This window comes from Brevirhabdus sp., assembly GCF_052826345.1.
Genome location: NZ_JBRBUA010000028.1, coordinates 1 through 14,708, shown reverse-complemented (window position 1 = coordinate 14,708; position 14,708 = coordinate 1). Strand labels below are relative to the sequence as shown.

Genomic DNA, 14,708 nt, shown 5'->3' with positions numbered 1-14,708 from the left:
ACGTGCCCGCATCGGGATGGGCGCGGAAACTGGAGTCATCGCATGGCCTTTCACTGGGGCTTCGCTGGGGATGCAGGTGGTGTGGCGATAGCTACCACGCCGCAGCGCGCGGGAAAACCGGCGTGGGCGTGGCGGGCGTGGCCTTTTCAGGCGGGCGGCGCGCCCTCTCCCTCAGCCGTCACGAAGGGGTCCGACCAGGCGCTGAGCCGTTCGAGAAGCGGCAGGAACAGGCGACGCTCCTCGGCCGTCCAGCCGGACAGGTGCCGCCCCAGCAACCCCAGCTTGAAGACGCGCACCTCTCGCACCACATCCTGCCCGCGTGCGGTCAGCTCCACAATCGTGCGGCGGGCGTCGCGCTGGCTGACGGCGCGTCGGGCAAAGCCTGCCTCTATCAGCTCGCTGACCAGACGGCTGGCGCGCGACGGGTCTATGCCGAGACGCGCGGCGACGGTCGATACCATCGTCTCGCCCGTGTCGCAGGGTCCGAATTCGATCCGTGGCGCCAGAATGGCGGTCAGCACGTCGAGCTTGGGCACATCCAGATCGCGCGCGGCCGGGTCGCTCAGCGCGCGCAGCGCCTCGCGTTCCACGCCGCGTTTGACCACTCGGCGGCGCCAGCGCTGCATGGTGGCATCGATTTCCAGCGCGTCGGCCGCGACCTCGGCCGCCAGGCCCGACGCGATCAGCGTCTGCCGGAGGGGCTCATCGCGCATCACGGCTCCGGCGCCGACGTCGGCGCTGCCGCTGCCGCGCGGGCCTCCGTCATCGGCTCTGTCTTTGTCTTCGTGCAATTGCGGGTTCCAGTTTACATGACGTTGACATGTATTTGTCTAAGGCAGATATATGCCAGCGACAACCGAAATTCTCCATTTCGACCCGGATACCCATATATGCAGAGCTCAACACAACCCGCGCCGCGGCAGCCATCGGTTCGGCTGGTGCTTTCCTCCGTGGCGACCGTGCTGTTCCTGGCCTCGCTGGGGCAGACGATCGTGTCCACCGCTCTGCCCACGATCGTGGGCGATCTCGACGGGCTGGATCATATCACCTGGGTCATCACGGCCTATCTGCTGGCCTCGACCGTCAGCGCGCCGATCTGCGGCAAGCTGGGCGACATGTTCGGGCGCAAGATCGTGCTGCAATCCGGGATCGCGGTGTTCCTTGCCGGGTCCGTTCTGGCGGGGCTGGCGGGCGACATGGCCGTCATCGTGGCGGGCCGCGCGGTTCAGGGGCTTGGCGCCGGCGGGCTGATCGTGGTGTGCATGGCGGTGGTGGCCGACGTGCTTCCCGCGCGCCAAAGGGGCCGGGCGCAGGGGCTGCTGGGCGGCGTGTTCGGCATTTCCACCATCGTGGGCCCGCTGATCGGCGGCTTTATCGTGCAGCAGCTCAGCTGGCACTGGATCTTTTTCGTCAACCTGCCGATCGGGCTGCTGGCGCTGCTGGTGCTGGGCTACGCGCTGGAGCCGCGCCGCGATCAAAAGCGGCACAGCATCGACTACATGGGCGCGGTGCTGCTGACGGCATTCCTGTCGTCCGCGGTGATGCTGTCGAGCGTCGGCGGCACGGTCTTCGACTGGGCATCGGCGCCGGTGCTGGCGCTGATCGGGCTGTCGCTGGCCAGCGCGGCGGGTTTCGCCCTGGTCGAGAGCCGCGCGGCGGAACCGATCCTGCCGCTGTCGCTCTTTGCCAACAACACCTTCCTGGTGGTCAACACGGTCGGCTTCATGGTGGGCACCGCGATGTTCGGCGCGATCACTTTCCTGCCGCTCTATCTACAGGTGGTCAAGGCCGTCAGCCCCGCGACCTCGGGCCTGTTCCTGCTGCCGATGATGGTCGGGCTGATCGGCGGGTCGTTCATGGCCGGACGCCACATGACGCGCACCGGGCGCTACAAGCTGCTGCCGATCCTGTCCACGGGGGTGTTGGCGCTGGGGATGCTGGCGCTCTCGACGCTCAGCGCCGCGACGGCGCTGTGGCAGGTGTCGGCCTATCTTCTGGTGGTGGGGCTGGGCATCGGCCCGGTGCTCAGCGTCGGCGTCGCCGCGATACAGAACGCCGTGCCGGTCGAAAACCTCGGCGTGGGCACGGCCAGCGCCAACATGTTCCGGCTGATCGGCGGCTCGCTCGGCACCGCGGTCTTCGGCGCCATGTTTTCCGCCGGGATGGGCGCGCGCATGACCGGCGCCCTGCCCGAAGGCGTCACCGGCGGGTTGGGCTCGCTTGACGTGCGCGCGCTGGCGCAACTGCCCGCATCCGCCCGGCAGCCCGTGCTGGATGCGTTTTCCGGCGCGCTGCATCCGATTTTCGTGACCGCCGCGGTGCTGGCGGCGACCGGCTGCCTGGTGTCCACGTTGCTGCGCGAATTGCCGCTTTCCACCGTGCTGCGCCCCCGCGCGGAGCTGGAACCCCAGACCTGACCGGCCGCGCGGCGCGGGTCGCGCGCTAGGCCTCATCGGGCAGGTCGTCGAAGATACCCGGGACCAGATCCAGCCAGAAGGCAAAGATCGCCCGCGCGTTGAGCGCCGATCCCCAGCCCAGCCGCGCGAAATCCTCGCGGTCCAGATCGTTGTCGAGCCCCGACAGGAACAGGCGCTTGTCGGCGTCGCGCTGCGTCGGGTTGCGCGTGGCGACTACTTCTCGCACACGCTCCATGCGCGCGGCGCGGGCGCGCCTGATCGCGGCGATGCGCGCCTCGCGCTCCTGCGCGGGTCGCGCGGCCTCTTCCTCGGCGCGCCTGCGCGCGGCGGCTGCCGCCAGCGCCGCCGGCGCGGGCGGGGCGGCGGGCGGGGAATCGGACGAAAAATCCTGCTTCAGAGCCGCAGAAAGATATCGGACCGGGCTTTCCACATCCTTTTGCGCGGCGACGTAGTTCAGTTTCTCGGTGACATAGTCATCGCCATGTTCGGCGATCCACTGCCGCGCCAGCCGGTCGCTGACCCCCAGCGACACCAGCCGCGTATAGGTCCCGCTTTGGCGCACGCCCTCCTGATCGTCGATGTCGAACATGGCCAGCTGCGGGTTTTCCTTGATCCGGAACCGGATCTCGCTGACCGCCCTGCCCTGCTTGCGCACCTCGGGCGTCAGCTGGATGTTCGAGGTCTTGTTCACCTCGGCCACGGCGGGTTTGATGATCTTGGCGTTCAGATGCTTGTAGCTCTCGTAATAGGCGCTTCCGTCGACGCCCATCAGCCGCCGGAACAGGTCGATCGGCCACCACCCCGTGCTGCCCGTCCGCACGAAGCGGAAGCAGTTTTCGTAAAGCGCCAGCGCATGGCCGCTGGTGAACCGCCGCTGGATGTTCAGGTTGATCAGCGCGAAAACCTTGGGATCGTGCAGCTTTTCGGCCAGCGCGGGCGAATAGGCGTATTCGCATACGCCCCCGCTGAGCTTGGCATAGGACAAAAGCGCCGAAACCCCCCATTCCTGCCGCCCCTTGTCGTCGAGCATGTCCCATTCGGCAAGCGTCTCCGCGAGGCTGCGCAGAGACTGTTTCAGCGTCTCCATGTCGTTGGAGTTATAGCCGATCATCAGACAGAGCGTGCGCGCGTCGATGCTGTGCCGGTTGCGCGTGACCAGCGTGTCATAGGCGTTCAGCAGCAGCACATTGGACAGCTTGCGCTGCAGCAGGGTCAGCTTGCCCGACACATGGATCGCCGCCACATTCTTGCGCACCGAACTGCGCTTGAGCGCGCCGGTCAACTTGTCCTGGGGGATGTCGGCGGTGATTTTTTGCTGCCTGGCCACGCTGTGCTCTCCTGACGGCGACCGGGCCTTGCGGCTCATGCGGCGCCCTTGTCCGGTCTGCTGCCGGGGTTGCTGCGAGGGTCGCAGATTACGGACCCGCTTTCAAGTCTGCGTCGGGTACCTCTGCACCGTCGCGGCGCCTCCCGAAGACGGGTACCTATACCACGCCCCCGCGCCCTGTTGCGCAAAGGCCGGGATCAGCGCGCGGTGGATTTACGCTCCGGAGGGGTTTTTGAGGCGAATCACGCGGCGCGGCGCCCTTTTCCAGGCCCCTGCGGACGGGTTCCCCCGCGCCCGCGAATCGGTCCCCCTGCCCCTGCAAACGGGTTCCCATGACCCTGCAAAAGGGTCCCTTTCAGCCTGTATCCAGGTCCCATACCGCGTTCAACGCGTTGATACGGAAGTATTATTTCTGCGTAAAGATTCTAAAAATCCTAAAGATTCTTACAGCTATACAGGCTGCCGTTGTTTCTTTTTTCGGGTCATTCAGGCAGGTTTCGCGGCGAAACTCGGTGAAACGACCTCAGAGCGGATTCTCAATTCACATTATCCGCGTGATGTGTGATATTTCTTCCGATACACAGGAAAATATCTCACATGGCACGGGCAGCACGTACATGAACAAAAAGCCGGACACGCCGATTCCGCCCTATTTCAACCTGGATCCCGAAGCCGCGGCACGGAAACTGGGGGAGAGTATCGATACCGCGCGATTCGCGAAAGCTGCGGCCTTCGCCGAACGCGGGCGCAGCGATCTGGCCAAGCGGGGCTACGCCCCCGATGGTGAAAAGCACCTGCGCAAGTTTTCCACCTGGGAGATCTGCCGTTATCTGATTCCCGTGGCCCCCGCGCATCTGCGACGTGTGCTCAAGCAGGTCCCCGACCTGCCGCAGGGCATCGGCGAAGGCGGATCGAAGTGGTTCAGCTTCGAGGAGGTGCTGATGCTGCGCGAGCACTTCGCCCAGGAAGGGGTGTCCAGCAAGGAATACAAGCCCTACCGGCCCGAGGGTCTGCCCGCGAAGGTGATCGCGGTGGCGAATTTCAAGGGCGGCGTCGGCAAGACCTCGACCGCGGCGCATCTGGCGATGTCGGCGGCGCTGGACGGGTATAAGGTGTTGGTGATCGACCTGGACAGTCAGGGGTCGATGACCTCGATCCTAGGCGGCAAGGTCGCAGATGAGTGGAAGACGATTTTTCCCTTTTTCGCCAAGGATTATGCCCGCTGCGTTCAGGCCGAGAACACGGTGCGCGAGGCACGGGGCGAAGGCCCCCTGCCCCTTGACGAGACCCTCACCGAATCGCTCGGGATTTCCGCCGCGGACGTGATCCAGAAAACCCATTGGCCCAATATCGACCTGATCGGTGCGCAGCTGAACCTTTACTGGGCCGAGTTTCAGGTGCCGGTCTGGCGTATGGGGCTGCGCGGCTGGCCGCTGTGGGATGCGCTGACCAATTTCCTGACCACCGAAGGGCCGCTTGACGATTACGACATCATCCTGCTCGATACGCCCCCTGCCCTGGGGTATCTGACGATCAACGCGCTGGCGGCGGCCGATATCCTGTTGGTGCCGCTGGGCGCGTCGTTCCTGGAATTCGACTCGACGGGGCGGTTTTTCGACATGCTCTATTCCACCTTCGCCTCGATCGAGGAGGGCGAGAACGCGACCCGCCGCAGGCAGGGTTTGCCCGAGGTCAAGTTCGAATGGGATGTGGTGCGCGCCATCATCACCCGGTTCGACGCCAATCAGCAGACCAACCTCGCCAACGTCATCCAGGCCTATTTCGGGGATTTCATGACCACCTACCGGCAGGATTTCACCGCGCTCGTCGGGCAGGCGGGCGAACAGGTGAACGGCATCTACGAAGCCGATTACCGCGATTTCAACCGCGAGACCTATTCGCGCGGCCGGGAAGCCTTCGACCGCACCTATGCGGAGGTGAAGGAAATCCTGATCGGTGCCTGGTGGCGCGATCTGGCGATGCAGCAGAAGGACGATGAAAATGGCGAAACGCAGACAGCTTGAGGCCCCGAGCGCCGAGGCGCTGCGCGACATCGAGGAAGGTTTCGCGCGCGAAACTCTGCGCGATCCCCTGGGGGTGCGGATGCCCATTGCATCGGTCGCGGGGGAATCCGCGGCGCTGGGGCCCGCCGGTTCGGTCGAGGAGCGCGCCCGCGCCGCCCGCGACGGCCACGACGCCGAGCGGCTGCGCACGGCGGAAGAACGCGGCCTGCTGGTCACCGAGATCCCGCTGGCGGCGATCCATGCGGATGAGCTGTCGCGCGATCGCATGACGCTCAATCCCGAAGAGATGGAGGAACTCAAGACCTCCATCCTGTCCAGTGGTCTGCGGATGCCGATCGAGGTGTTCGCCCTGCCCGACCCGACCTCCGACGGGGCGCGGTTCGGGCTGCTGTCGGGATATCGGCGGCTGGCGGCGGTGCGCGCCTTGCACTCGATCACCGGCCGCGCCGATTTCGCCACGATCCGCGCGCTGATCCGCGACCCCGGCAGCGTACCGCGCGCCATTGCCGCGATGGTCGAGGAAAACGAGATCCGTTCCGGCCTGAGCCAGTTCGAGCGCGGGCGCATCGCGGTGCTGGCTGCGGAACAGGGTGCCTTCGCTTCGGTGGAGGAGGCGATCGACACGCTGTTTGCCGCGGGGTCCAAGGCTAAGCGCTCAAAGCTGCGCTCCTTTGCGTCGGTGCATGCGCAGCTGGGCGATTTGCTGGCCTTTCCGCAGGCGCTGAGCGAACGCGCCGGGCTGCGCCTGGCGGGGGCATTGCGCGCGGGGCTGACCGAGGATCTGCGCCGTGCGCTGGCCGATGCGCGCCCCGAGGATGCCGAAGCCGAGTGGAAGGTGATGGAGCCGATCCTGCGTCGCGCCGACGCGGTGCCCCGCGTGGCCGAACGTGGCGGCCGCCCGCGCAGCGCGGCGCGGCAGGGCGGGGGCGCGGTGGTCGATCTGCCGGGCGGGCTCACGCTGCGGCATGAGCGCGACGCGCGCGGCCATGCGATCCGGCTGGAGGGCGCGGAAATGACCGACGCCGAGGTCGAGGGCCTGATGGACCAGCTGCGCCAGCTGCTCGAGCGCTGAGGTCGCGCCGGGGGCAGGGGGTTTCGCGTGCGAAACCTTCGGGCAGTTCAGTTTGGGGCAGCTCAGGCGGAAACCCGCATGATCGGGGCAGCGGATGAAAACCAGTTCTTGCCTGCGCGCATGTGGCGCGGCACTGTGGGCGACAACGCCCGATATAACGCCCGATACAGGGCACGGGCAGGCAATGAGTGGGGCAGGGCAGATGCGCTTGGATCGGCGGATATTCACCTTTTCATTTCTGGCGGCGGGGCTGACGGGTTGCGGCAGATCGCGCGGCGGGTTCCGTGCCGAGGCCTTCTCACGCAGCCCGGCCGCGCCCTTCGTCGAGGAGCGGATGCGCGCGGTGCCCAACGCGGCGTATTCCGCCTGGGTGGCGAAATTCCGGGGCAGGGCGGCGGCAAAGGGCATCTCCGCCCAAGTGATCGAGCGGGCGTTTCGCGACGCGGGTTACCTGCCCGATGTGGTGGAGCGCGACCGCAATCAGACGGAATTTACCCGCTCGCTGGAGGATTACCTGGCGATCGCCGCCTCTGATGAGCGTATCGCCACCGGGCGGGCGATGCTGTCGCGCCATGCCGCCACCCTGTCGGCGGTCGAGGCGAAATTCGGCGTCGACAAGGCCGTCGTCACTGCGATCTGGGGCCTGGAAAGCCGCTATGGCGCCCGGCGCGGCAACGTGCCGGTGATCTCGGCCCTGTCGACGCTGGCGTTTGACGGGCGGCGTGGTGCGTTTTTCGAAAAGCAGTTGCTGGCGGCCCTGCGTATCCTGCAAAATGGCGACATCACCCCCGACCGGATGACCGGCAGCTGGGCGGGCGCGATGGGCCACACGCAGTTCATCCCTACGTCGTATGAAGCCTACGCCGTCGATTTTCGCGGCGACGGCCGACGCGACATCTGGTCGGAGGATCCGACCGACGCGCTCGCCTCGACCGCGTCCTACCTGGCGCGCGCGGGCTGGCGGCGCGGGCAGCCCTGGGGGGTGGAGGTGCGCCTGCCGCAGGGCTTCGATCTGACTCAGACGGGCCGCAAGGTGAAACGCCCCGTCGCCAGCTGGTCGGCGAAAGGCGTGCGCGCGGTGGATGGCGGGACCGTGCCCGATCATGGCGCGGCGTCGATCCTCGTGCCCTCGGGCCTGCCGGGGCCTGCGTTCATGGTGTTCCGCAACTTCACGGTGATCTCGCGCTATAACAATGCCGAAAGCTATGTGATCGGAATTGGCCACCTGTCGGACAGGTTGAAGGGCCGCCCGCCGCTACGCGCCGCCTTTCCGCCCGACGCGCAGGGCATGACGCTGGCCGACCGAAAGCGGCTTCAGGCGCGGCTGACGCAGGCCGGGTTCGATACCGGCGGCACCGATGGCGTGCTGGGCTCGAAAAGCCAGGCGGCGATCAGCGCCTATCAGCAGTCGCGCGGCCTGCCGGTTACCGGGCAGGCGTCCCGGGCGCTGCTGGCCAGCCTGGGTTGATCCTATTTCGGCGGCAGCGTCGCGACATGGTCCAGGCCCAGCCGTAGCCATGCCAGCAGGTCGTCTTCCCCGGCACAGCCTTCGGGTTCGACCAGTATGAACCCCTTGGGGCTGCGCCCGCCCAGATCCAGCGGCCGCGTGTGGGGGTAGGAAAGCGCATCCTGCTGGCCATCGGCCCCGACGCGCACCATCAGGCAATCGCCTGATACTCCGCAGCACATATGCCCGCCGACCATATAGACCATCGCACCCATCATCTGCTGGGGGGTGGCGTCTGTCAGATCCTCCAGCGTGTCGGCGATACGTAAGGACAGCCCCTTGTCATAGGCCATGCGAAATTTCCTGCCGATCATGTCGCGCGGCGGCTTGGTCGGGGCCTCTAACGAGCCTCTGCGCGCATCTTCCTGATGTCGATACCCGATCGTCCCAGAACGAAAAGCCCACCGCCCACGACAACCAGAATCGAGAGTATATAATTGAAGAGAATCATCAAGAGCGCTTGTTCCTCGGGCACGCCCAGAAGATTGAAAGCAAAGGCCGAACCGATCACGAAACCGCCCGGCACCCGGATAAAGCGCGACAGCACCAGCGCAAAGCCCGCAAAGACCATCAGGAACAGATAGTCGAACGGCGCCAGCACCACACCCACGGCCAGACCGGCCCAGAAATAATGCGTGGCGGCAATCAGCTTGGCTCCCAGCGCGCCAAGCAGCACAAAGGCCCTGCGATGGCGCGCCGCGGGCCAGACGGCACCCTCGCAGAGCGCGCTGCGTAAAGCTGGGCCATCGGTGCGCAGCCACCCCGCCACGCGGTCGAAACCACGCCCGGGCCGCGTGGCGCCCTTTCCGAAAACCGTGCGGAACCGAAAGATGCCCCAAAGCAACCCGCCGAAAAGCAGCAGGTTCAGCGCCCCCGCGAGACCGAGCCCTAGTTCCAGCTCGCCCGCGACGTGCGGCACCTGCCCCGACAGCGCGACCAGCCCCGCAAACAGCGCGAAGACCGCCCCGTCGACGAAACGCGCGATCACGGTCGTGGTCAGCACCGTGCTCATTGCCAGCCCCTCGGTCCGAGCGATCAGCCACGACCGGACCAGCGGGCTGATGCCCAGCGGCACCAGCACGTTGGCGCCATAGCCCGCCAACATCGCGCCGGTCAGGCGCAGGCTGCGCACCGGCTTCACGTCATGCAGAATCTGCCGCCATTTCCAGCCGTTCATTCCCTGTTCCAGCAGGATGAACAGCGCAAGCATCGCGATCCATAGCAGGTCCGCCTGCCGCAGCGCCGACAGGAACCGCGGCAGATCAAGGCCGCGGTAAAGCGTGAAGAGGAGCACAAGCGAGACCGCCGCGCCCAGCAGCGGCAGCAGCCAGCGGCGCATCGATTTCCCGCGGGGGGCCGCCCTATTCAGGGAAGTAACAGGCGGCCTTATGCGCCTCGCCCATCAGCTCGGGGCGTTTTTCCAGGCAGGTGGGCTGTGCCTTCCAGCAGCGCGGCGCGAAGGGGCAGCCCGGCAGATCGTCGAGCGGCGAGGGCAGCTCGCCCTCCAGCTTGATGCGGTCGCGCCGTCCGCTGGGGTCGGCGCGCGGCGTCGCCGACAGCAGGGCCTTGGTATAGGGATGTTTGGGCGCGGCAAAGACGTCCTGCTTGCTGCCGGTTTCCACGGCGCGGCCCAGGTACATCACGATGATGTCGTCGGCCACATGGCGCACCACGGACAGGTCGTGGCTGATGAACAGATAGGCCAGGTCGAATTTTTCCTGCAGATCCAGCAGCAGGTTCAGAATCGAGCTCTGGATCGACACATCAAGCGCAGAGACCGGCTCATCCAGCACCAGAACGGCCGGGTTCATCATGAGCGCGCGGCCGATGGCGATGCGCTGGCGCTGGCCGCCGGAAAACATATGCGGGTAGCGGTCGAAATGCTCGGGGCGCAGGCCGACCAGCTTGAGCATCTCGCGTGCCTTCTCGTCACGTTCGGCGCGGCTCAGTTCGGGGCGGTTGATCTTGAGCGGTTCGGCCAGGATCGTGCCGATGTGCTGGCGCGGGTTGAGCGAGCCGTAGGGGTCCTGGAACACGATCTGCACCGCGCCGCGCAGCTCCGTCCACTGGTCGGGGGTGGCGGGCTTGCCGCCCAGTTCCAGCGCACCGCGGGTCGGCGGCTCGATCATCGTGACCAGTCGCGCCAGCGTTGATTTCCCGCATCCCGATTCGCCCACGACGGCCAGGGTCTTGCCGGGGCGCAGGGTGAAATCCAGATCCGACAGGGCGCGCACGGTCTGGGGGGCCGACAGCAGGCCCTCCTTGATCCGGTAATGACGCGTCAGACCTCGGGCGACGGCGACGGGCGCCTCGGGGCGCGCATCGGTCGCGGGACCGGGGGCTGCGGGGGCATCGGGGGAGGCGGCGTCGGCGCTCATGAGGCCAGCCTTTCGTCGGTGTTGAGGGGATAGTGGCACCGTGCATGGCCCAGATCCGGGCCCAGCGGCGGCGGCGGCACGCGGCGGCATTTGTCGTCGGCGAACTTGCAGCGCGGCGAAAACAGGCACCCGGCCGGACGGTCGAACTGGCCCGGCACCACGCCCGGAATCGCGGGCAGGCGGCGGTCGGTCGCGCGTTCGGGCAGGGCGGCCAGAAGGGCGGCGGTATAGGGGTGGTGGGGGCTTGAAAACAGGCTCTCCACCGGCTGTTCCTCGACCTTCTGGCCTGCGTAATGCACGCCGACGCGGCGCGCGGTTTCGGCCACCACGCCCATGTCATGGGTGATCAGGATCAGCCCCATGCCGGTGTCGCGCCGCAGCTCCAGCAGCAGATCGAGGATCTGCGCCTGGATCGTCACATCGAGCGCGGTCGTCGGCTCATCCGCGATCAACAGCTTGGGGCGGCAGGCGATGGCGATGGCGATCATCACGCGCTGGTTCATGCCCCCCGACAGCTGATGCGGAAAGGCGTTCAGCCGTTTGCGCGGGGCGGCGATGCCGACCTGCTCGAACAGCTCCTCGGCGCGGGCGTCGCGCTCCTTGCGGCCCATGCCCAGATGGATGCGCAGCGCCTCCTTGACCTGGAATCCCACGGTAAAGCAGGGGTTCAGCGACGACATCGGTTCCTGAAAGATCATCGCCAGGTCGTTGCCCACGATCTTGCGCCGCGCGCGGGGCGACATGGTCAACAGGTCGTGCCCGTCGAATGTCATCTCATCGGCGGTCACGGTGGCCGTCCAGGGCAACAGCCCCATCATCGCCAGCATCGACACCGATTTGCCCGAACCGGATTCGCCCACGATGGCGTGCACGTCGCCGGCGTCGACATCCAGATCCACCTGATCGACGGCGCGGAACTTGCCGCCCGTGGTGGCGAAATCGACGGAAAGGTTGCGGATGGTCAGAAGGCTCATGTCAGCTCCGCTTCAGTTTCGGATCGAAGGCGTCGCGCAGCCCGTCGCCCATCAGGTTGATCGCGAGCACCGTGACCAGGATGGCCAGACCGGGCAGGGTGACCACCCACCAGGCGCGCAGGATGAATTCGCGCGCCTCGGCCAGCATGGTGCCCCATTCGGGCGTCGGCGGCTGCGCGCCCATGCCCAGAAACCCCAGCGCGGCGGCATCCAGGATGGCGGTCGAAAACGACAGCGCCCCCTGCACGATGATCGGTGCCAGACAGTTGGGCAGGACGGTCACGAACATCAAGCGCCACAGGCCCGCGCCCGCCACGCGCGCGGAGGTGACGTAATCCTTGTTCATCTCGCCCAGCACGCTGGCGCGGGTCAGGCGCACGTAATGGGGTTGCAGCACGATGGCGATGGCGATCATCGCATTGGTCAGCGACGGGCCCAGGATCGCCACCAGCACCAGCGCCAGCAGCAGCGAGGGGAAGGCCAGGATCACGTCCATCAGCCGCATGATGATCGTGTCGACCCATTTCGGCGAAAACCCCGCCAGCAGCCCCAGCAGGATGCCCCCCGAGGCCGCGACCGCGACCACCACGATGCCCACGTAGAACGAATAGCGCGCCCCGTTCAGCAGCCGCGACAGCATGTCCCGGCCCAGCGGGTCGGTGCCCAGGATGTGGTCCCAGCTGCCGCCCGCCTGCCAGACCGGCGGTTGCAGCGTGGCGGCGCGGAACTGCACTGTCGGGTCATAGGGCGCGATCAGCGGCGCGAACAGCGCGACAAAGACAAAGGCCGCAAAGATCCACAGCCCGAAGACCGCGCCGCGGTTTTCGCGGAAATAGAACCAGAATTCGCGCAGGCGGCCGGGACGTTCCTGTACCTGAAGCTCGACTTCGTCGCTAAGAGACTGATCCATCAGCGTTTCCTGATTTTCGGGTTGATGAGGCCGTAGAGCACATCAACGGTCAGATTGACGATCATCACCATGACCGCGATCAACAGCAGCCCGCCCTGAACCACCGGATAATCCCTGCGAAAGATTGAATCGACCATCCATTTGCCGATGCCCGGCCAGGAAAAGATCGTCTCTGTCAGGATGGCGCCCGCCAGCAGCGTGCCCACCGACAGGCCGATCACCGTGATCACCGGGATCAGCGCGTTGCGCAGCGCGTGCAGCCCGTTGATGCGCCCCGGCGGCAGGCCCTTGGCGCGGGCGGTGCGGATGTAATCCTCGCCCAGCACCTCCAGCATGGCGGAACGCGTCTGGCGCGCGATCACGGCCAGCGGGATGGTGCCCAGCACGATGGTGGGCAGGATGAGGTGGCGCACCGCCGATATGAACGCGCCGCTCTGCCCCGAGACGAGCGCATCCCACAGCATGAATCCGGTCGGGTTGGGGAAGTAATAGATCAGGTCGATCCGCCCCGATACCGGGGTCCAGCCCAGGTTGCCCGAGAACACGATGATCAGCAGCAGCGCCCACCAGAAGATCGGCATCGAATAGCCCACCAGCGCCGTCGACATCAGCGCCCGGTCGAAGAACTTGCCGCGGTTGACGGCGGCGATCACGCCCGCCGGCAGCCCCAGCAGCACGGCGAAGATCATCGCGCAGATCGACAGCTCCAGCGTCGCGGGGAACAGCGCGAAGAATTCATCCCACACCGGGCGTTTGGTCACGAAGGAGATCCCGAGATCGCCCTGCACGACGCCGCTGAGGTAATCCCAGTATTGCACCAGGATCGACCGGTCGAAGCCGAACTGCTTGACCAGCGCGTCATAGCGTTCCTGGCTGAGCCCGCGTTCGCCCGCCATCACGATGATCGGATCGCCCGGCAACACGCGGATGAAGGCGAAGGAAATCAGCGTGACCCCGAAAAAGGTCGGCAGAAAGGTCGCCAGCCGGGAAAGTACGTATTTCAGCATGTACTGCCTACCACTGTCAGCTCCTTGGGAAATTGCGTCAGGCTGCGACAGCCCGTGTCTGTGACCAGGATGTCGTCTTCGATCCGCACGCCAAAGGCGCCGACCTGGTACAATCCCGGCTCGTTGGTGAATACCGTGCCCGCGGCCAGCGGCACATGGTTGCCGCGCATGATGTAGGGGGCCTCATGCACGTCGCGGCCCAGCCCGTGGCCGGTCTTGGTGCGGATGCGGTCGGCATGGGCCGAGGCCTCCAGCACCGCCGTCACCGCGTCGTCGATCTGATGCGCGGTGACGCCCGCGCGGGTCACCGCGTGCCCGGCCAGATTGGCGCGCAGCACCGTGTCGTAGACGGCGCGCCCCTCGTCGGTGGCGTGGCCCACGAAAACCGTGCGGGTGATGTCGGCGGCAAAGCCGTCCTTGCGCGCGCCGAAATCCAGCAACAGCGGATCGCCGGGCTGCAGCGCATAATCGGCGCGGGCATGGGCGTGGGGCTCGGCGGAATTGGCGGCGGCGGCGACGATGGGTGGAAAGGCCAGATCGTCGGCACCTTCGGCGAAAAGGGCCTGCACGAGGGCCTGTTCCACGGCCTTTTCGCTTTGGCCTGCGCGCACGCCATCCAGCACGCGGGCCAGCGCGCGTTCGGAAATGTCGATGGCGGCCTGCATCGCGGCCAGATCGCCCGGCGTCTTGATCACGCGCAGACCCGAAATCGCGGCCTCGGCGTCGATGATGCGGCATTGGGGCAGGGCGGCCTTGAACGCGTGATGCACAAAGACGCGCATCACCTGGCCTTCGACCGCGACACTACCGAGCGGCAGCTGGCGCGCCAGCGCCTCGAAGGCGGGCTGATATCCATCCTGATCGCGCCAGTCGAAGACCGCGCCCTCGATGCCGACGCCCGCCCAGGACGCAAGTTCAAGGTTGGGCACGATGGCGGCGGGCGGGCCCTGGCGCGGCACGATCAGCACGAAGGGCCGTTCGTTGCTGCCAAAGGCGCGGCCCACCGCGCGGGTGAAATTCGGGCCCGGCACCAGCGCCACGGCGTCCACCTGCAAATGCGTGGCCAGGGCGCGCAGTTCGGCGAAACGGTCG

General features: G+C 66.6%; 13 protein-coding genes. 4 read left to right on the top strand and 9 right to left on the bottom strand.

From position 1 onward, the window contains the following. Positions 1-146: 146 nt before the first annotated feature. Positions 147-713 (bottom strand): MarR family winged helix-turn-helix transcriptional regulator, encoded by a 567-nt coding sequence (locus tag ACU0BR_RS04180; RefSeq protein WP_446155592.1) that lies wholly within the window; start codon positions 711-713, stop codon positions 147-149. Between the two features lie 177 nt (positions 714-890). On the opposite strand from ACU0BR_RS04180, the gene ACU0BR_RS04175 reads away from it, so the two are divergent. Next, entirely contained in the window at positions 891-2,417 is a 1,527-nt protein-coding gene (locus tag ACU0BR_RS04175) for an MDR family MFS transporter (protein ID WP_446155591.1), read from the top strand. A 25-nt stretch (positions 2,418-2,442) separates the two neighbouring features. Here the strand turns inward: ACU0BR_RS04175 and ACU0BR_RS04170 are convergent, their stop codons facing one another. Beyond that, positions 2,443-3,783, bottom strand: a complete 1,341-nt coding sequence (locus ACU0BR_RS04170; RefSeq protein ID WP_446155590.1) for a replication initiation protein — start codon at positions 3,781-3,783, stop codon at positions 2,443-2,445. 578 nt (positions 3,784-4,361) lie between these two features. Here ACU0BR_RS04170 and ACU0BR_RS04165 point away from each other — a divergent pair. The 3 genes from ACU0BR_RS04165 to ACU0BR_RS04155 all read left to right on the top strand — a co-directional run bounded on the left by ACU0BR_RS04165 (position 4,362) and on the right by ACU0BR_RS04155 (position 8,308). Next, positions 4,362-5,768: an AAA family ATPase gene (locus tag ACU0BR_RS04165; protein WP_446155589.1), complete on the top strand. Its 1,407-nt coding sequence runs from the start codon at positions 4,362-4,364 to the stop codon at positions 5,766-5,768. Next, positions 5,746-6,840, top strand: coding sequence for a ParB/RepB/Spo0J family partition protein (locus ACU0BR_RS04160; protein ID WP_446155588.1), 1,095 nt, complete (start codon positions 5,746-5,748; stop codon positions 6,838-6,840). The genes ACU0BR_RS04165 and ACU0BR_RS04160 overlap by 23 nt, the downstream gene beginning before the upstream one ends. A 202-nt stretch (positions 6,841-7,042) precedes the next feature. Continuing rightward, complete coding sequence (locus ACU0BR_RS04155; RefSeq protein WP_446155587.1) at positions 7,043-8,308, top strand: lytic murein transglycosylase; 1,266 nt, start codon at positions 7,043-7,045, stop codon at positions 8,306-8,308. A 2-nt stretch (positions 8,309-8,310) separates the two neighbouring features. On the opposite strand, the gene ACU0BR_RS04150 is transcribed toward ACU0BR_RS04155, so the two are convergent. The 7 genes from ACU0BR_RS04150 to ACU0BR_RS04120 all read right to left on the bottom strand — a co-directional run. Next, positions 8,311-8,640, bottom strand: coding sequence for a TfoX/Sxy family protein (locus ACU0BR_RS04150; RefSeq protein WP_446155586.1), 330 nt, complete (start codon positions 8,638-8,640; stop codon positions 8,311-8,313). Between the two features lie 47 nt (positions 8,641-8,687). Beyond that, positions 8,688-9,686, bottom strand: a complete 999-nt coding sequence (locus ACU0BR_RS04145) for a lysylphosphatidylglycerol synthase transmembrane domain-containing protein (protein WP_446155585.1) — start codon at positions 9,684-9,686, stop codon at positions 8,688-8,690. 22 nt (positions 9,687-9,708) lie between these two features. Next, positions 9,709-10,725: an ABC transporter ATP-binding protein gene (locus ACU0BR_RS04140; protein ID WP_446155584.1), complete on the bottom strand. Its 1,017-nt coding sequence runs from the start codon at positions 10,723-10,725 to the stop codon at positions 9,709-9,711. After that, positions 10,722-11,699 (bottom strand): ABC transporter ATP-binding protein, encoded by a 978-nt coding sequence (locus ACU0BR_RS04135; RefSeq protein ID WP_446155583.1) that lies wholly within the window; start codon positions 11,697-11,699, stop codon positions 10,722-10,724. Before ACU0BR_RS04135 ends, ACU0BR_RS04140 begins: the two co-directional genes overlap by 4 nt. Before the next feature lies 1 nt (position 11,700). Beyond that, the gene (locus ACU0BR_RS04130) at positions 11,701-12,609 is read right to left on the bottom strand and encodes an ABC transporter permease subunit (RefSeq protein ID WP_446155582.1); all 909 of its coding nucleotides are present in this window, start codon (positions 12,607-12,609) and stop codon (positions 11,701-11,703) included. Beyond that, entirely contained in the window at positions 12,609-13,616 is a 1,008-nt protein-coding gene (locus ACU0BR_RS04125) for an ABC transporter permease subunit (RefSeq protein ID WP_446155581.1), read from the bottom strand. Before ACU0BR_RS04125 ends, ACU0BR_RS04130 begins: the two co-directional genes overlap by 1 nt. Beyond that, positions 13,610-14,708, bottom strand: a 1,099-nt coding sequence (locus ACU0BR_RS04120) for a M24 family metallopeptidase (protein ID WP_446155580.1), incomplete at its 5' end; no start/stop codon positions are given. The genes ACU0BR_RS04125 and ACU0BR_RS04120, both read right to left, overlap by 7 nt.